This is a genomic window from Paenibacillus tritici (genome assembly GCF_018207515.1).
In the GTDB taxonomy this organism is placed as follows: Bacteria; Bacillota; Bacilli; order Paenibacillales; family Paenibacillaceae; genus Paenibacillus_AQ; species Paenibacillus_AQ tritici.
Map to the genome: position 1 here is coordinate 597,871 of NZ_CP073365.1, position 18,287 is coordinate 616,157.

An 18,287-nucleotide genomic window follows, 5' to 3' on the forward strand; every position below is an offset into this window, starting at 1 on the left:
AAAAGCCTATGAGGGGTCCGGGCAAAGTATGAGCTGCCAAGAGATGCTGTCCCATAATTTTAATTGGCAAGGGACATACTAATTGACAGGTGCATAAACAGGATGGCAAGCATAGTATATAAAAATTTCCACTTGCATATTTTACATGGAAAGGTGGAAGTTGAACCATAATATGATACAATATAACGATAAGGCCCGAAAGGAGTGATTCAGCAAGTGGCTCTTCGGGTAACTATAGTGTCAAGGTGTCTATTGTGTGGGACATCCTTACTCTCAGCCCAAATCACGACGAACCTGCTTCACCGGCAAGGCGGATTTCCGGATATACGGAAGTGGCAGTCTGGACGGGTAATGCAAGCCGCGTATGTGTAATGGTTTCTTACTTGCATTTCAGGGTTACGGCGAACTTTTCATCATGCATTCTCTACAACGGAGCATTCATTTTCAATGTTTTGGGAGGGAACTGATCATGGCAAGTAAAGGTCATAACGAAGTCAAGGAAAGTCTACGGGAAATGACACGCATTTTCCGGCCCAAAGATCCCAAGAAATTTGTGAAGGAGTACGTCCGGAAGTATCGGATTACGGGAGGTTATGAGGAAGAACTGACCATGGTTGTGGAGCATGAGCTGGTTAGAATGAATTCTTCCGTTTCTTAGAGCGACAGGATTATTCTGTTTCGTGCTGTTTGATACTGACAACTAAACATTCAAGCTATAACATCCATGAGGATTCTCATAAACCGTGCCCGGGCAGCTTGCTGCCTCTGGAATCGGTTTTTTTTGTATACCTGATTAAGTGTACCGTAACGGGTATGCGGACACCGGATTAGTCAAATGAATTAATAGACACAATTACCTATGAATACGCTTCACAAGTAGTTTAACAGTTTTCCCGTAATTTTGAAAGCGCTTTTAAAATCAGTATTGACAAGCTTTCTACGTTTGCAAAATCATTATGTGAAATTGTTGTGAACGATTGACAAAACAGTGAGCCGAACTTATATTAATAGTGATTGTTATAATTGACAGGAAAATACTCTAATCTACGAAATCGGGAAAAGCGGGGTAGATCAATGATGAAAATAGGGCAGGCTGGAAAGCGGCTTCTTCCCATGACCGCAGCGTTTGGACTACTTCTTGCCGGGTGCGGACGGGAGGACTTGTCGGTACTCAGACCGCAGGGACCCGTGGCAGAAAGCTCTTATGCACTGATGAAGCTGTCGATCGCGATTATGATCGTGGTGCTTCTTGTCGTCTTCTCCATTGCCACTTATGTATGGATTCGCTTCCGCCGGAAGAAGGATCAGAATGAAATTCCCAAGCAGGTGGAAGGCAGCTTCAAGCTGGAGGTACTGTGGACGGTCATCCCGCTTATTCTCGTAGTGGTGCTGGCGATCCCCACAGTGAAGGTGGTGTTTGCTGCCGGCAATGATCATTCGGACGACAAGGATGCGATTAAGGTCAAAGTGACCGGCCACCAGTATTGGTGGGAATTTGAATATAAGGATTATGGAGTGACGACCGCACAGGATCTGATTATTCCGACAGGCAAGCATATCGCCTTCGAGCTGAGCACCACGGATGTGCTGCACTCCTTCTGGGTACCTTCACTCGCCGGGAAGATGGATACCAATCCGGACGGCACGGTCAACCGCTTCAGCTTCAGTGCGCCGAATGAAGGCGTTTACCGGGGGAAATGCGCGGAGCTGTGCGGACCTTCCCACGGATTCATGGAGTTCAAGGTGAAATCGGTCAGCGGGGAGGCCTTCGAGAAGTGGATCGCCTCTATGAAGGCGCCGGAGTCTGTGATGCCGGATGACCCGGCGCTTGCCGAGAAATTCAAGTCCCAATGTCTGAGCTGCCATGCGATTGGAAGTATGCCTGCTTCACCGGTGGCTCCCAGCCTGACCGGAATCGGCTCCCGTGAAGCAGTCGCCGGCATTCTGCTCAATGACGATACGCGCGAGGACGGAGCACCGATCCTGGAGAATCTGAAGACCTGGCTGCATGATCCGCAGAGCGTGAAGCCGGGCAACAAGATGCCGAACCCCAAGGACATGGGCTTAAGCGACGAAGAGATTGACGGAATTGCCGAATTCCTGGCCGGCTATACGCTGGAATGAAGCCTATAACCTGAAGCGGAAGCAGCATATTTGATAAAGGGGGTACGTTCTTTGGCTCATGCAGCGCAATCCTTGCATCCCTCCCAGCCCTTGAAGCCCGGCCACAGCGCCAAGCGGCATACCGGGCTTATGGACTGGATCACCACTGTCGACCATAAAAAAATAGCAATCCTGTATCTCTGGGCAGGCGGCCTCTTCTTCGGTATCGGCGGCCTGGAAGCTATCCTGATCCGTATTCAGCTGATCAAGCCGATGAATACCTTTCTGGATGCCCAGACCTTCAACGAGCTGATCACCATGCATGGCACAACCATGATCTTCCTTGGAGTGATGCCGGTCATCTTCGCGCTGATGAATGCGGTTATTCCGCTGCAGATCGGCGCGCGGGATGTAGCCTTTCCTTTTCTTAACTCCCTTGGCTTCTGGACCTTCCTGTTCGGCGGTCTCCTGCTTAACCTCAGCTGGGTGATGGGCGGTGCGCCTGATGCGGGCTGGACCGCATATACCCCGCTCTCCGGCAAGGGCTACAGCTCGACGCACGGGGTGGACTTTTATACCATTGGGCTGCAGATTGCCGGTCTCGGTACCCTGATTGGGGGCATTAACTTCCTGGCGACCATTATCACGATGCGCGCACCGGGGATGTCCTTCATGCGGATGCCGATGTTCGCCTGGGCTACGTTTATTACTTCAGCTATTATTCTATTCGCCTTCCCGGCAGTTACAGTAGGCCTTGTGCTGCTGACCTTCGACCGGATTCTGGATGCCAATTTCTTCAATGTTGCCGGAGGCGGGAATCCCGTGCTGTGGCAGCATATCTTCTGGATCTTCGGCCATCCCGAGGTGTACATTCTGATTCTTCCGGCCTTCGGGATCATCTCCGAGGTCATTCCGACCTTCTCGCGCAAGCGGCTGTTCGGGTATAGCTCCATGGTCTTCGCCACCATACTGATCGCCTTCCTGGGCTTCATGGTCTGGGCGCATCATATGTTCACCACCGGCCTCGGTCCGGTAGCGAACGCCCTGTTCTCCGTATCTACGATGCTGATAGCCGTTCCTACGGGGATCAAAATCTTCAACTGGCTGTTCACCATGTGGGGCGGGCAGGTACGCTTCACGACCCCTAACCTGTTCGCGGCCGGCTTCATTCCCACCTTCACCATGGGCGGAGTCACAGGGGTTATGCTGGCCTCCGCGCCTGCGGACTTCCAGTTCCATGATACTTACTTCGTAGTGGCGCATTTCCACTATGTTATTGTCGGCGGTCTGGTGCTCGGGCTGTTTGCCGGACTTCACTACTGGTGGCCGAAGATGTTCGGGCGGATGCTTAGCGAGGCCTTGGGCAAGTGGACCTTCTGGACCTTCATTATCGGCTTCCACTTAACGTTCTTCGTGCAGCATTTCCTGGGACTGATGGGGATGCAGCGGCGTGTATTCACCTACTTGCCGAACCAGCAATTCGATCTGCTTAATCTGGTCAGTACAGTCGGCGCGTTCCTGATGGGTGTCGGCATGATTATCTTCCTGGTGAATATTTTCCTGACCTCCAGACGGCCCGCAGACGCACCGAATGATCCGTGGGAGGACGGCCGGACCCTGGAATGGACCATTCCATCCCCGCCGCCGGAATATAACTTCAAGCAGACACCGCTGGTGCGGGGCCTGGATGCCTTCTGGAAAGAGAAGATGGCTGGGGCCAAGGCTATGACTCCGGCTGAACCGGTAGGTTCCATTCATATGCCTTCGGCTACGATACTGCCGTTCATGATGTCCGTTGGGATCTTCATCGCTGGCCTGGGCTTCATGTTCAGCCGCGATGAATTCAACAATAGCATCATGAGCTTTCTGTTCAATAATTATATTGTTACAGCGCTGGGACTCCTAATTACCTTCGGGTCAATGCTGATGCGGTCACTGTTCGACGATCACGGCTGGCATATTGAACCCGAAGAGCTGGAAGGAAGGTGAGCGGATATGACGACAGCACACGCTGAAGCGGAGGGCGGAACACTCCCGCATGAACCAGAGAAAGCGACTCTGGAAGGACGCAATAAGGTACTGGCCTTCTGGCTGTTCCTTGGAGGAGAAGCGGTGCTCTTCGGCACCCTGTTCGCTACCTTCCTGGCGCTGCGCAATCAGACGAATGAGGGGCCGTCGGCAGCAGAGCTGTTTCACCTGCCGCTGGTTGCGTTAGCGACCCTTCTGCTCTTGGTCAGCAGTCTGACGAGTGTGTTCGCCATCCAGGCGATGCACCGGGGCAATATTGCCCAGCTGCGGAACTGGCTGCTGGTCACGGTATTGCTCGGACTCGGGTTCCTGATCCTGGAGATTTATGAATTCAGCGTATACATCAGGCACGAGGAATTCGGGATGACCACGAGTGCGTTCAGCTCGGCGTTTTATACCTTAGTCGGGTTCCATGGTGCGCATGTCGCATTCGGCATTCTGTGGATCTCTGTGCTGATCGGCCAGCTGATGCACAAAGGCCTGACGGTAGTCACCGCACCGAAGATCTACGTGTCGGCGATGTACTGGCATTTCATTGATGTGGTATGGGTCTTTATCTTCACGGTCGTATACCTGCTCGGAAAGGTGGGCTGAAGCCATGACGACAAAGCAGCCTTCTTCAGATTCTGCGGTGAAGCACCGGCACCGGCCGGAAGGACCGCAGCGGCATATTGTTGTATTCGTGTTCTCGGTTGTCCTGACACTGATTGCTTTTGCGGCGGTGGCTGCCGGAGGTATCAATGCTACCTTTGCGATCATCCTGCTGCTGGTAATGGCTGTGCTGCAGGTGTTCCTGCAGATGGGCTTCTGGATGCATCTGAAGGACAAAGGGCATATGCTGCCGATTATTTTCATGCTGGGCGGATTTTTTATCGCAGGCACCTCCATCATAATGGCGCTCTATTGGGTATGGTGGGATTAATTCTGTCCGGGGAGGTCTCGCGATGATACCGGGATTGCAATATTTCAGCTTTACTGAACTATGGAGCCCGCTGTTTCTGGCCGTGATGCTCCTTCTGACTGCCGTATATTTTGTGCTGATCGGTCCGCTGGCCTCCCGTTTTGAGGGCAGCATTGCAGTCCCCTTCTGGCGGAGGGGGCTGTTCTTATGCGGAATGCTGGCCCTCTACCTGGCACAGGGCGGACCTGTCAGTCTGCTGGGGCACATCCTGTTCTCCTTCCATATGGTCAGCATGGCCTTGTCCTATCTGGTGGCGGTACCGCTGATTATGCTGGGCATTCCCGATTGGTGCTGGCGCGCCCTGCTGCAGGTGAATCCGCTGAAGGGGTTTGCTTTTCTCGCCAAGCCCGTCGTGGCCGCCCTGCTCTTCAATGGACTGTTCTCGCTCTATCATATCCCGGTGATCCATGATTATGTCATGCTGCACTTCACGGTCCATCGTCTCTATTATGGAGTCCTGTTCCTGACCTCGGCGTTAATGTGGTGGAATCTGATCAACCCGCTGCCCGAATACCGGGCGCTTAGCGGTCTGGGTCAGGTGGGCTTTATCTTTATGAATATGGTCCTGCTTACACCAGCCTGCGGGCTGATTATATTTGCGGGTTCTCCCCTGTATGCCACTTATAGTGATCCGGACACTTGGGCGAAGGCGATGGGCTACTGTGTGCCGCAGAGTCCGGCTGCTTTGCTGCAGGCTTTTGGCGGTCCCGGCTTCTTCGGATCTCTGTCCCCCAAGGTAGATCAGCAGGTCGGCGGCATCGTGATGAAGTTCATTCAGGAATTTATTTTTGCCTCGATGCTTGCTTATGTGTTCTATCATTGGTATAAAAAAGAGAACAGACAAGAGGACACCGAGTTGTCCGCGCCATCTTCTGCACTTGCGGAGGAGGTCTGACCTATTATGAGCTGGTAAGTACCGAGGGGGATATGCATGGATATTTTCACATTGTTTCCGACGATCAGCACATCATTCATTGTTATTAGCGCATTGCTGGTGGCCATCGGCTGGAGACAGATCATTCAAGGCAAACGCGAAGCACACAAGAAGACGATGATTGCGGCTGCGGTGGCAGCGATTCTCTTTTTCCTGGTGTATTCGTCAAGAACGATATTCGTAGGCAATACTTCCTGGGGCGGGCCGGAGGAACTGACGACGATCTACCATGTCTTCCTGATCTTCCACATTGTGCTTGCAACCGTAGCTGCCGTATTCGGCATCACTACGCTGACGCTAGGCTTCAAGGCCAAGTATGCCAAACACCGCAAGTGGGGAAGAGTGACCTCCGTCATCTGGTTCATCACCGCCATCACCGGAGTAGCCGTCTATGTGCTGCTGTACATGCTCTATCCGGGCGGACATACGAAGCCGGTCTGGGAGATCATCCTGGGCGCTTAGCTGAAGGAATGCTTGGGGATAAGGAATAAGCCTGTTCATCTGCTCCGCTACTGCGGGGGGCGGTGGATGGGCTTTTTTAATATAAATCAATCGTTTTTACGTTCTGCTCCGTCTTACTTGTGAAAACATATTTCGAGGCGGCTTCTTCCATAGACCGACACAACAAGGAAGAGGGGGTGGTGAATGGTGGAGAGAACAATGAACACAGCAAATACAGCAGATCTTGCGCGGATGGATGAAAAGGAATTCTTTCAACGGCTTGCGGTCGAGCACCGTAAACTGTATGCGATCGCGTACAGCTATCTGCGTTCCGAAGCGGATGCCCTGGAAGCGGTGCAAGAAGCCTCGTGCCGGGCCTGGATGAAGCGCAAACAGCTCAAAAACGAGCAGGCCTTCACACCGTGGCTGCTGCGGATTACTATCAACTGCTGCATGGATGAATTGCGGCGTAAAAAACGCGTCGTTCCGGCGGAGAAGCTGGAGGACAAGGAATCCCACGAGATGAGGAGCAGCGACCGTCTCGATCTGGAGCGGGCGATGAACCGGATGAAGCCGAAATACCGGCATGTCGTGATGCTTAAGTATTACCAGGATATGACGACACCTGAAATTGCCAAGGTACTGAATAAGCCCGAAGGCACGATCAAAACCTGGCTGCGTGAAGGACTTAAGCTGTTGCGGAACTATTTGTGAGCCTATGGGAGGTGCTGAAATGTTGGAAAAAGAAGAGCGTATCCTGAAACAGGATGCCCAGGAGGTCCATCTAAATGCAGAGTCGATTCAGGAAATGAAAATTTATCATGCAATGCGCAGCGGAATAAATAAGGGGAAAAAACGCAGCAAACGACGTTTCTATTCCTATGGGGCGGGGACCGTATTAGCCACGGCCGCAGCCGTTGTTCTGATAATCTTCTCCATCGGCCTGCCGACCGGAGGTACAGATGATTCCGGCCTCGGTGGTTCAGTGCAAGCGGCCAGCACCACAAGCTGGAATGATTTTGCCGCCTATCGCAAACAACCGTTAACGAACCGGGTGGTTGGCGACATCCTGGAACGAAATCTGGTAAAGCCGGTCCGTCAAAGCGCAACAAACAATGGATACCGTATGGATGTGGATGGCGCCGTCACAGATGGCCGTAAAGTGTACATCCTGTTCAATGTGCACAACGATACGGATGAAGAAGTTATTCCTGCGGATACGAAAATTCAATTCGGCGATTTCGAGGTGCCCTATCCGCATCGAGGCGCAGCCCTGGAAATGGCGTACGACACCGACTCCCGGATTCAGCCCGGCCAAAGCAAGGATTTTATTTATTCCACCAATTATCCGGCTTCCATCGCCTATTCCAAGGATGTGAAGTTCACTCTGATTCTCACTGGAACGTCCGACCAGGCGCTTACTTCCAGCAGCAACAAGTATCGGACCAGCATGGAGGTATCATTCCAGCTTGAACCGGACCCATTCAAAGACCGGGAGGAGCATACGCTGCCTGTAAACCGCACGCTTACCGTGGACGGGCAAAAGATCAAAGTGCGCCAAGTACAGTATACTCCGCTCAATACTTATGTTGATCTGGAGTATGACCCGGCGAATACCAAACAGATTTTCAGCCTGCTTAATCCTGTTCTGATCACAACAACCGGGAGCCAAACCGAGAAGTTGGTTTATCCGGGCAGGATGACGGCCGATAATTCCGAGGTGTACAAAGACCACTCGCAGGCAACGCTGGTGTTCAGGCATACCGAGCTTAACCAGCCGGACTCCGCCATACTGAAGATTGAAGGTATCTCGGCGCTGGAACCGGACCGCATGAAATTTGTGGTCGATCTGAACAAGCAGCAGGTTATTGAAGCGCCGACAGACGATTTTGAAATTGTCACTTCAAAGAAGGAACATCATGCAACAGAGGCAGAGATTCTGCTGCGGCGCAAAGTGAGTAAGCTATTTTATTATACCGATTCGCAAGGGGCGGTACAGGCGGAGTACATTGGCGCAGGACTGGCCGACAAATTTACCGATGCGAACGGGCAGGTGCATGAAAGAACGAATCGGGAAACTGCACTACACAATTTCGGCGGCACCACGACCTCAAGAAATGGGGAGGGATTCAATGAGATGAGTTTATTTTTTGGCAGTCAAGCTGCAGATTACCCGCAGCCGCTTACCCAATCCGTTGAACGCATTTGGAATCCGATTTTGGAGACGCACAGTATCGAGCTATTCTCCAAGAAATAGAAGCTTACTGCAGATATCGCAAAGGCGTGTATCCCTTGAAGCCTGTTCATCTGCTGCTCCGCTACTGCGGGCGGCGGTGGATGGGCTTTTTGGCGGGGATAGGTGGTACTCCTGCGCTGCTACAATGCTGCTTATGTACATTTTCACGCAGAGTGGGTGGGCAATGGGCGCTATCCCGTAGAGTGGATGGGTAATAGGCAAAGGTGGAGTGCAAAGGGCGGAGTGCAGGACAGGCTGGGAACGCAGTTGGAAAAAAGGTACTTAATTCTGCCGATCCAGACTATCTGGAAGAAGCAGTTGGAAAAAGTACACTTAATTATCCTGATTTCATTAAATTGTCTGAAATGGGGTGTAATAGGTGTTGTTTATCCAACTAATTTTCTGTGAGTGTGCCAGTGGCCCGAAATAGATGTACAAATTCCACTTGTTTGAAGGCAAGATCGGGAGTCCAAGCCCAACTTGAAGTGACTATCCAGCATCAAATAGATCATAATTGGGATAACGAACCTCTGGTTGTTCAAAATTATTTATTTAGGGGAGAGGCTCCGTTCCGGCGGGTGGGACTATAGTGGAAGGCCTTATAACAAATGGAGTAGCTTCAAATCTAAAGTAAAGGAGTTAATACATTGAACCATAAGGTTGTAATAAACCTGCCGATTGAACCGCATGAAGTGCCGACGTTAAGACAATGGGCAGGCTGGGCCGGCCGGCATGCGGATTACCCTGTTTTATTTGAGAGATGCAACTTTTGGGCGGGGGTCCGTGAGGTGAACGATGAACTCATAGCCTTCGGGTATGTATCAGGTATGGGACTGCAGCATGGCTATATGGAGGATATCATAGTGCATCCTCATTATCAGAATGAAGGATTAGGCCAGGCTCTAGTGGAAAAGCTGCTGGAAGAGGCGGAACGCTTCGGGCTAGAAATTGTGACCCTGACCTACGATTCCAGACACACCTCGCTGTATACCCGAAGTGGCTTCACACCTTGTTCCGGCGGAGTATGGAGGAAACAAGTTTAACCCCAGCTTTCAATTTTGCGGTCTGCTGCTAATAATGCCGAAGTCTGCCCTGCACGGGGCTTTTTTTGTGCGTATAGACGGGGCTGATCACGAATTTCAGTCTGTTTGGAGGTTGTGGGTTGACAGAGGAAAAGGCAGGTCATATACTGTGTATATAGATATATACAGTAAGCACAGAGAGATACACACTGCAACTTATGGATCTGCTGTCTGCTGCTTGAGACTAATAAAGCGAGGCGAGAGGTTATGACAACGTTGAAGCATGCTTGGGTTATCGTACGCAGTGAATTTCACGGCGACCGGCTGAAGCTGCTCTGGGCACTGCTGTTCTCCATGGTGTTCATGGGATATTTCTCGGCGATTACCGGAATGGTCATTGACGATACGCTCACCGGAAGTACAGTGCGGATGCTAAGCGATGTTCTAATGATTACTATGATTCTGATGCTCAGCATCAGCTTCTCCCGGCGGACGATGAAATATCTGTCTGAAGATTCTTACACCCGGATGCTGGCGTATATGCGTGCTTTGCCAGTGCCGGTTGAGGTTATCCTGTGCAAAAGAAAGCTGAACGCGCTGTTCGCCATTGCCTTGAACGGCACGCTGTACTTCAGCTTAATCTACTGGCTCAGCCCGGGGATACGCAGTGAGCTGCCGGTGCCAGCGTATCTTGCCTTCACCTTCACCTGGGTCGGCTTCAGTCTGCTGGTCTCCGGGCTGTACATTGTGATTGAGTTCTCCGTCAGCGGCAAAGCCTATTTCTGGTCCATGGCTATCATCATGATCCTGGCGATAGGCGCTACAGGGCTGGTCTATCTGGCTGGAGGTAATATGATGCTTGCAAGTGCGGCTGTCTCCAAGGAGTGGGGGCTAGGGTCTCCGTTGATGTGGGGCGCGCTGGTGCTTGGCCTAGTATCGCTTCAGTTGTTCTCCAAATGGACGATTCACCGGCTGAAGAGCCGTGATCTCGTATGAGACGGGGCATGGCGATCATCCGGGGACCGGGCCTGGAAGGCGGGTGTGAATGATGTGGATACCCATTCAAATCAATGAGAACAGCGCAGAGCCGTTATACCATCAGATCGAGACGCAGCTAAGATCGCTGATTATCTCGGGCACGATCACAGAAGGGACACTGCTTCCTTCGATCCGCGAATTGGCGGGTGATCTGAAGTGCAGCGTAATTACAGTCCGCCGTGTCTATCAGGATCTGGAGAATGAAGGTCTGCTGCGGACGAGACAGGGAACGGGCACCTTCGTATCCCATGTAGGGGACGGTACCATGGAGGGCTATAAGCAGGATGTGATCCGTAAGGCGCTGGAGAGTGCCGTCGATGCGGGCTTGTCCGTCCATTGCAGTGAGGAAGAACTGACAGTGATGTTTACAGAGATTGTGAAGCACAAATACGGCAAACGGGAATGAAGGGGGAGAAGCTCATGGTAGAGCAAGCTGTAGAGCTGCGGAATGTCTGCAAGAAGCGGCGGCATAAGACGATAGGGCCGCTTAATGTTAGCCTGCCGCAGGGATACATCACTGCACTGGTAGGCCAGAACGGCTCCGGCAAAAGCACTCTGCTGCACCTGCTGATGCAGCTCAGTTTCCCTGGAGAGGGTGAGGTCCGCTGGTTCGGGGAAACTTACGTGGACGGGTTGCCGCTGAAGCTCCGCCAGCAAATGGCTTATGTGCCGGAGGTATCCCAGAGTGAGGAGAACTTCTGGACAGCCGCTGAGGCTGCAGAATTCCGCCGTCACTGGTATCCTTCCTGGGACCAGGGATACTTCGAGGAGCTGATCGGGAAGTTTGAAGTGCCGCACAACGCCAGACTGGGCAAGATGTCCAAGGGCGAGCGCCGCAAGTTCGAGATTGCCGCTGCGCTGGCGGCGAAGCCCCGTCTGCTGCTGCTGGATGAGCCGTCTTCGGGCCTGGACCCTTTTGCCTGGAAGATCATGATTGAGACGCTGCAGAGATACATGGATGAACACGAGGCCACGATCATCATCTCGACCCATATTGTTGAAGAGGTCCGGCGGCTGGCAGATTATATCGTGCTGATGCACCAGGGACAACTGATGGGAATGACCGAGAAGGACAGTCTGTTTGGTTCATGGAGTGAGATATGGGTTCAAATTGAGGGAGAGCAGGAACTGCGGGAACTGGCAGCCGAACTGCCGCAGGCGCTGGAGCTGAAGCTGGAGACGCCGGGTGTGGCCTCATTGTTGACCCAGCAAATTTATCTGTATGAGAAACGCATCCAGGATTTGGGCGTAAAGGTACTGAAGAACCGCAGCCTGGAGCTGGATGAAATCCTAAGCTTATGGACCCGGGGACATCGTCCGGTTCTGATCGACCAGAAGAGAGGGGAATAAGGAATGGAAGCATTGCAGTTGGAACAGGTAGTGAAGCAGTACGGTGAGAAGACCGCAGTCAACGGAATCAGTCTGAAGGTGGAGCAAGGCGAAATTTATGGCCTGCTGGGTGCGAACGGCGCCGGCAAAACAACGACCATGCGCATGGTGCTCGGTCTGATCTACCCGGATGAAGGCAGCATCCTCTATAACGGCAAGCCGTATAGTGCGGAGCTTCAGCATCTGATGGGTTATCTTCCGGAGGAGCGGGGACTGTACCCGAAGGTTAAGGTAAGCGACCAGATTATTTATCTGGCCCGGCTGCGCGGCATGTCGGCAAGTGAGGCGGATAAGAGCCTGCGTTACTGGCTGGAGCGGTTCGATGTTCCTGAATATTACAATAAGAAGATTGAGGAGTTATCCAAGGGGAATCAGCAAAAAATGGGCTTCGTCGCAGCTGTCGTCCATAAGCCGAAGATTCTGATTCTGGATGAAGCCTTCAGCGGCCTCGATCCGGTGAATGTGGAGCTGCTGAAGGATACGGTCAGAGAGATGCGGGATTCGGGGACGAGTATTCTTTTCTCCACCCACCGGATGGAGCATGTAGAGGAGTTATGCCGCAATATTACGATTCTTGACCGCTCGAACACCGTAGTCCAGGGCGATATCCGTGAGATTAAGAAGGGGTACCCGCGCGAGCAGGTCGCACTGCGGACCACCGGGGAAGTGAACGGACTTGCGGAGATCGCCGGAGTTACCAGAGTGGAGCGTCAGGAACGGGGATATCTGCTGTCAATCAGTGAGATCGGAGCGGCGCAGCGCATTCTGCAGCTGGCTATGGCTCAAGGTGAGGTAGAGCATTTCGAGATTAAGGAACCGACACTAAACCAAATCTTTATCAGAGCGGTGGGTGAATCCAATGAATAAAATGGGCAGCATTATCAATTTCACATTCAAGAACAAGGTAAGAACGAAATCCTTTATGATTACCACCTTGATTCTGGTGCTCCTGCTGAGCATCGGGATGAATATTCCTTATCTGATCAAGGTGTTCAACGGAGAAAATGGCGCCAAGGAGGCTACACAGATCGGAATCGTTGCCGCGCAGGGCTTCCAGCCTGCGGAGCTGCTTATGGCCTATACACCACCGGCTCAAGCCGAGGACAAAGTCATATTTACGGCCTATCCTTCCGCAGAGGATGCTGCACTTAAGCAAGGGCTGGCGGATGAGAAGATTGAGGGGTATCTTACCTTTGCCGACAAGGGCAGTGTAGGGGTGCCTCCGGTTACGTATCACAGCAAAGACGGAGAGATCGACAGCGAATTAAGAACGAATCTTCAAGCCGCTTTGCAGCAGGTGAATACCGGACTGATTGTCGGTGACAAGCTGACGGAGAGCCAGGTAGCTGCTATATTTGCTCCGGTCTCGTTTGATACAGAACAGCTCAGTGCCACGGGAGGAGCGGGTGGTACAGATCAGGATGAAGTCAAGCCGGTGATCAATTATGTCGTGGTCTACGTCCTGCTGATGCTGTTCTTCATGTCCGTGATGATGACAGGCAACATGATTGCCGCTGAGATTACCTCGGAGAAAAGCTCGCGCATCATGGAGATTCTCATCACCAGCGCATCCCCATTGACACAGATGTTCGGCAAGGTGATCGGGATCTTCCTCGTCGGCCTGCTGCAGATCGCCATTATCTCGGCCAGTATTGCTCTCAACCTGATGCTGCCGCATAATTCCAGCATTCTGACCGACTTCAATCTGGATCTGGGACAACTGAATGCCGGAATTCTGGTGTATGGCTTCATCCTGTATATCCTGGGTTACTTCCTGTACGCTCTGATGTATGCGGCTGTCGGTTCGATTGTCAGCCGGACAGAGGACCTGGGACAGGCGGTGATGCCGGTCATGATGGTGGGCTTCGTCAGCTTCTACCTGCCGCTGTTCAGCATCTCGAACCCGGATACCCTACTGGTTAAGGTAGCCAGCTTCGTTCCCTTCACCTCACCACTCAGCCTGCTGCTGCGGATCGGTGTCGGGCATGTAGCCTTCTGGGAGATCATGGTCTCACTGTTAATCCTGCTGGTCACCACCTTCATCTTCGGCTGGCTTGCCGCCAAGATCTACCGCACCGGCGTCCTGATGTACGGCAAGCGCCCTAGTATTAAGGAAATTAGAAAGGCTATGAAGGCTTATAAGATTTAGGGTTGGACAGATTATTAACTTTGACAAGGAAGTGGAGAAAATGAATAAACAACAACAAAATTCAGTGATGCTGTTCCTGGCCTCTTTCTCAGCGATTGTTGCTGGTCAAGTCATTCAGTCTAACGGAAGCAGTGTGATGGATTTCTCGCAGGGAGTACTAACAGGCATTGGAATTGTGGGAATGATGATGACAATCGTAACTCTTGGCAGATTTAATAAACGTAGGGAACAGTAAGGACTTTTGGCAGCAAAAATCCGCTACGGCCTTCCGGGCAATACAACAGGGAGCAGTTACCTCAGGTAACTGCTCCCTGTTGTATATTCAGCCATCCCCTCCAGAATTCAAACCCCCTGTTTGATTAAACTCCAGATGCGTTCAAACCGTTCTTGGTAGTCTGGTGAATTCCAGGATTCTTTAAAAGAGGGGAGACTAAACACTGCAAACGCAGATAGAATGGCCTCTGCCCGCTCAAATTGAGGATCATGATATTCCATGAAACCATCAATGATTTGATAAGAATCCCAAAGCACATCACGTAATACCAAAGGATTACTGTCCACATATTGTGTATTCAAGGCGAACATTTGGGGATTCTCATTATAAGCACGCTTTTTGGCATTCACAAATGCCCATAGCCAATTGTGGAGCACTTCCTGCGGGGAGGCGGTATTAGTCATGTTTATACGGATTTGCTCTGAAATCATCCGGTTGAACCAGTTCTTAGCTACAGCCGCCCAGAGTTCTTGTTTGTTTTTGAAATGTTTATAGAGTGCAGCGTGGGTGATGTTCAATTCATCCGCTATTTGAGAGAGCGTCACCTCAGATTTTTCCGTACGCTCAATTAATGTCTCGGCAGTTTCAATAATAAGCTCCTGTGTGATTTTAGCCATTTGTTGTGGCAGGTGAGTGCTGCCAACCCTTCTTTCGTTAATTAGTGATATCCACTTATAGTTTAGCACACAAAAACACAGTAACAAATGTTGACTTTTGTAACTCCCGGTCTTATGCTTGGCATGCAAGTTACAAATCATCTTAAATGTTACTTGAGATCTTGCGGATAGGAGGGTATTAATTATGAAGGCGGCACAGATCACCAAATATTCCAAATCGTTTCAAGTTGAAGTGCGCGATATTCCAGTCCCGGAAATAAGTGATTACGAAGTTTTGGTTAAAGTAAAGGCGGCGGCGGTTAACCACTTGGAGCTGCTCATCGCTACCGGAAGCGTGAAGTTAATCCAGGACTATGAGTTCCCCTTGACCCTTGGTAACGAACTCACAGGTGTTGTTGAGAAGATGGGTAAGAAAGTCGCTGGCTTCAAAGTGGGTGATGCCATTTACTCCCGCCTGCCGCTGCGAAAGATTGGAGCGTTTGCCGAATATGCGGCGATTCATGTAGGGGCTGTTGCTCACTTGCCGGGTAATCTGGATTTTGTAACCGGTGCGGCTGCGCCTTTAACAGGATTGACAGCCTATCAAAGCCTGCATGAGGAGTTAGCTGCCCAAGCTGGCGAAAGTGTGTTCATTCCAGGAGGCTCTGGTTCATTTGGCCAAATGGCTGTTCCTATCGCTAAAAGCATGGGGCTGAAGGTCATCGTCAGCGGAAGTCCACAGGCGCGTGAACGTACAATGGCCGCGGGAGCTGATCAATACATTGATTACAAGGCGGAGAATTACTGGGAACGGCTTCATGATCTTGATTATGTGATTGATACCTTGGGACCGGGTGAATTTGACCGCGAACTCTCTATTATTAAACCAGGCGGCCATCTTCTTTCTCTACGGACCGGGCCAAACAAACGATTCGCCAAAACTATGGGCTTGGCAGGTTGGAAGCAAAAGCTGTTCAGTATTGCTGGGGCTAAGTATGATCACAAAGCCAAGAAGAAGAGGATTGAATATCATTTCGTATTTGTACGCAGTGATGGAGAACAATTACGGCAAATCACAAAGATTATTGAAGAGAACCAAATTATACCTGCGGTAGACGCCCGGGAGTTCCACATTGAAGATATTAATGAAGCTATAAATCTGGTTGCTACAGGTCACCCCCAAGGGAAAGTGGTAATCCGATTTTAAATATTTATATAATTATTTACCGATCGTTCTCAATATGTTATATTGAATTTATAGGACATCATTGCATGATGAGATTAGGTTATTATATCATTTCTTGTGCATTTTCTAGAACGATCATTCTTAAAAAGAGGAGCGGAACCCATGAACATTTCTGAACAAGTCGCATTTGTTACTGGAGCAAACCGGGGGCTTGGCCGCCAGCTTACGCTTGAACTTCTAGCTAGAGGGGCTAAGGTCTACGCGGGAGCAAGAAATCTGGAGACCGTGAATATTCCAGGGGTTACCCCTGTAAAGCTTGATGTAACCAACCCTCAAGAGGTAGCGGCAGCAGCCAGCCTGGCTAAGGATGTTACAATTCTGATCAACAATGCAGGATCATCTACAGGCGCTTCTTTGCTGGAAGGGGATGTGGAGCAAATCCAGCTGGAATTGAATACGCATTTCTTCGGTACGTTATCCATGGTTCGCGCTTTTGCACCAGTCATCGAGAACAACGGGGGAGGATCGGTTCTGAATATTCTTTCCGCCTTATCCTGGTTCAGTGGCGGAGCTGCCGGTGCCTACACAGCTGCGAAGGCTGCAGCATGGGCGCTGACGAACGATCTTCGTTTGAATCTGTATCCCCGTCATATTAGAGTAGCAGGCTTACATGTGGGTTATATGGAGACAGACATGACAGCCGGCCTGGATGCTCCCAAATCGAACCCTTCGGATATTGCGAAAATAGCTATTGACGGCATAGCAGCCGGCAGCTTTGAAATTCTTGCCGACGATACCAGCCGGATGATCCAAGCCGGACTTGCAGGCGGCGTTTCCGCCCTCTACCCGCATCTGTCCTAATCACGACTTCGCAGTAGCAGCGGCGCAGAAAGAGCGGGCTTCGTATTTTACCTGGAACACCTCTTGGAGGGATCCATGACGGAGAAGGCCTTGGCCGAAGGAAAAGCATACAAGAATCCCGATGATGACCAATCTGGCCAACCATCGGGATTTTTGTTCTGACGGATTATGTTTATAATGTTGCTACAAACGACTCTGCCGCTGCAGAAAGATAATAAGCTAACCCAGTTTGTTGACCTTCAAGCATCTTAAGATGAAAGTCATCACTTAGGAAAAATTGAGTCTGCGCTGCAAAATCCTTAGCCGATGTTTTATGGCCATGATTATTCATAAACTCAAGATGGTTTCGAATCAGATTTACTATTTTCTCATCACTATGCTTAATGCCTTCTCTTAATGATCTTGCCATTTCATTCATGAATGTCATGGCTTCAACTGCTTGCTCATTTATTTCCTGAACATCCTCAGGGACAACCTCGAATGAATCCATCCCATACGATTCCTTCAAATATTGATTTTGCCCGGTCAGCGCTGTATTCCACTGTTCCTCGGTTTCAAAACCTTTAAACATTTCCTTGTTATCCATAGTTTCACCCTCCTTAATACATCCAATGGATTTACGTAATGTTTGAACAATGGTATCCAACCTGTTTTTGCGGCTGAGAAGCAACTCCTCCTGCTGCGAAAGAATGGATAGCCGGTCTGAATGATGTTCCATCATTTCCTTGATTTGATCTAAGGAAAAATCCAATTCTCTGTAAAATAGAATCTCTTGCAAACGTTCCAGCTCTTTTGATCCATACAATCGGTATCCAGCTTCACTTAACTTGCCAGGCAAGAGAAGACCGATCTTGTGATAATGATGAAGCGTTTTGATTGTAACATTGGACAGTGCTGATACTTCTTTTACCGTGTACAATATTGCTCATTCCTCCCTTCATTAAGTAGCTTATTGTCTTCCCTAAGAGGAGAGTCAAGTCTATTTTTATCCATTCAACTGCTTCAAACCGTCCTCCACCTACGCACATGATTTATTGCAAACTTTAAAAGAAATATTAATTGATAAAAA

At 50.6% G+C, this 18,287-nt stretch carries 20 protein-coding genes; 18 read left to right on the forward strand and 2 right to left on the reverse strand.

Annotation, left to right across the window (positions count from 1 at the left end; translation table 11 throughout):
• Positions 1 to 469: 469 nt before the first annotated feature.
• The 16 genes from KDC22_RS02635 (at position 470) to KDC22_RS02710 (ending at position 14,536) form a co-directional block, all read left to right on the forward strand.
• Positions 470 to 658 (forward strand): hypothetical protein, encoded by a 189-nt coding sequence (locus KDC22_RS02635; RefSeq protein WP_019913840.1) that lies wholly within the window; start codon positions 470 to 472, stop codon positions 656 to 658.
• Positions 659 to 1,074: 416 nt separating this feature from the next.
• Positions 1,075 to 2,124, forward strand: coding sequence for a cytochrome c oxidase subunit II (coxB, locus tag KDC22_RS02640; protein ID WP_173139184.1), 1,050 nt, complete (start codon positions 1,075 to 1,077; stop codon positions 2,122 to 2,124).
• 129 nt (positions 2,125 to 2,253) lie between these two features.
• Positions 2,254 to 4,092, forward strand: a complete 1,839-nt coding sequence (ctaD, locus tag KDC22_RS02645) for a cytochrome c oxidase subunit I (protein WP_173139402.1) — start codon at positions 2,254 to 2,256, stop codon at positions 4,090 to 4,092.
• A gap of 6 nt (positions 4,093 to 4,098) precedes the next feature.
• Entirely contained in the window at positions 4,099 to 4,725 is a 627-nt protein-coding gene (locus KDC22_RS02650; protein ID WP_211721982.1) for a cytochrome c oxidase subunit 3, read from the forward strand.
• A gap of 4 nt (positions 4,726 to 4,729) precedes the next feature.
• On the forward strand, positions 4,730 to 5,053 hold the full coding sequence (locus tag KDC22_RS02655; RefSeq protein WP_173139187.1) for a cytochrome C oxidase subunit IV family protein: 324 nt from the start codon (positions 4,730 to 4,732) through the stop codon (positions 5,051 to 5,053).
• 25 nt (positions 5,054 to 5,078) lie between these two features.
• On the forward strand, positions 5,079 to 5,987 hold the full coding sequence (ctaG, locus tag KDC22_RS02660) for a cytochrome c oxidase assembly factor CtaG (RefSeq protein ID WP_211723864.1): 909 nt from the start codon (positions 5,079 to 5,081) through the stop codon (positions 5,985 to 5,987).
• 36 nt (positions 5,988 to 6,023) lie between these two features.
• Positions 6,024 to 6,488: a DUF420 domain-containing protein gene (locus KDC22_RS02665; protein WP_173139188.1), complete on the forward strand. Its 465-nt coding sequence runs from the start codon at positions 6,024 to 6,026 to the stop codon at positions 6,486 to 6,488.
• A gap of 183 nt (positions 6,489 to 6,671) precedes the next feature.
• Entirely contained in the window at positions 6,672 to 7,181 is a 510-nt protein-coding gene (locus KDC22_RS02670; protein WP_173139189.1) for a sigma-70 family RNA polymerase sigma factor, read from the forward strand.
• Between the two features lie 19 nt (positions 7,182 to 7,200).
• On the forward strand, positions 7,201 to 8,724 hold the full coding sequence (locus tag KDC22_RS02675) for a DUF4179 domain-containing protein (RefSeq protein ID WP_211721983.1): 1,524 nt from the start codon (positions 7,201 to 7,203) through the stop codon (positions 8,722 to 8,724).
• 626 nt (positions 8,725 to 9,350) lie between these two features.
• On the forward strand, positions 9,351 to 9,746 hold the full coding sequence (locus KDC22_RS02680; RefSeq protein ID WP_211721984.1) for a GNAT family N-acetyltransferase: 396 nt from the start codon (positions 9,351 to 9,353) through the stop codon (positions 9,744 to 9,746).
• A gap of 246 nt (positions 9,747 to 9,992) precedes the next feature.
• On the forward strand, positions 9,993 to 10,721 hold the full coding sequence (locus KDC22_RS02685; RefSeq protein WP_173139192.1) for a hypothetical protein: 729 nt from the start codon (positions 9,993 to 9,995) through the stop codon (positions 10,719 to 10,721).
• 52 nt (positions 10,722 to 10,773) lie between these two features.
• Entirely contained in the window at positions 10,774 to 11,169 is a 396-nt protein-coding gene (locus KDC22_RS02690) for a GntR family transcriptional regulator (protein ID WP_211723865.1), read from the forward strand.
• 14 nt (positions 11,170 to 11,183) lie between these two features.
• The gene (locus tag KDC22_RS02695) at positions 11,184 to 12,113 is read left to right on the forward strand and encodes an ATP-binding cassette domain-containing protein (RefSeq protein WP_211721985.1); all 930 of its coding nucleotides are present in this window, start codon (positions 11,184 to 11,186) and stop codon (positions 12,111 to 12,113) included.
• Between the two features lie 3 nt (positions 12,114 to 12,116).
• Positions 12,117 to 13,019: an ABC transporter ATP-binding protein gene (locus KDC22_RS02700; protein WP_211721986.1), complete on the forward strand. Its 903-nt coding sequence runs from the start codon at positions 12,117 to 12,119 to the stop codon at positions 13,017 to 13,019.
• Entirely contained in the window at positions 13,012 to 14,301 is a 1,290-nt protein-coding gene (locus KDC22_RS02705) for an ABC transporter permease (protein WP_211721987.1), read from the forward strand. Before KDC22_RS02700 ends, KDC22_RS02705 begins: the two co-directional genes overlap by 8 nt.
• Before the next feature lie 40 nt (positions 14,302 to 14,341).
• The gene (locus tag KDC22_RS02710; RefSeq protein WP_173139199.1) at positions 14,342 to 14,536 is read left to right on the forward strand and encodes a hypothetical protein; all 195 of its coding nucleotides are present in this window, start codon (positions 14,342 to 14,344) and stop codon (positions 14,534 to 14,536) included.
• Positions 14,537 to 14,643: 107 nt separating this feature from the next.
• On the opposite strand, the gene KDC22_RS02715 is transcribed toward KDC22_RS02710, so the two are convergent.
• Positions 14,644 to 15,192 carry a TetR/AcrR family transcriptional regulator gene (locus KDC22_RS02715; RefSeq protein ID WP_211721988.1) on the reverse strand — a complete coding sequence of 183 codons (549 nt, stop codon included), beginning with the start codon at positions 15,190 to 15,192 and terminating at the stop codon, positions 14,644 to 14,646.
• 184 nt (positions 15,193 to 15,376) lie between these two features.
• Here KDC22_RS02715 and KDC22_RS02720 point away from each other — a divergent pair, with 184 nt between their 5' ends.
• Positions 15,377 to 16,378, forward strand: a complete 1,002-nt coding sequence (locus tag KDC22_RS02720; protein ID WP_211721989.1) for an NADP-dependent oxidoreductase — start codon at positions 15,377 to 15,379, stop codon at positions 16,376 to 16,378.
• A 141-nt stretch (positions 16,379 to 16,519) separates the two neighbouring features.
• Positions 16,520 to 17,218 (forward strand): SDR family oxidoreductase, encoded by a 699-nt coding sequence (locus KDC22_RS02725; protein ID WP_211721990.1) that lies wholly within the window; start codon positions 16,520 to 16,522, stop codon positions 17,216 to 17,218.
• Between the two features lie 172 nt (positions 17,219 to 17,390).
• Here KDC22_RS02725 and KDC22_RS02730 read toward each other — a convergent pair whose 3' ends face one another.
• Positions 17,391 to 18,140 carry a MerR family transcriptional regulator gene (locus KDC22_RS02730; protein WP_211723866.1) on the reverse strand — a complete coding sequence of 250 codons (750 nt, stop codon included), beginning with the start codon at positions 18,138 to 18,140 and terminating at the stop codon, positions 17,391 to 17,393.
• Positions 18,141 to 18,287 lie beyond the last annotated feature (147 nt).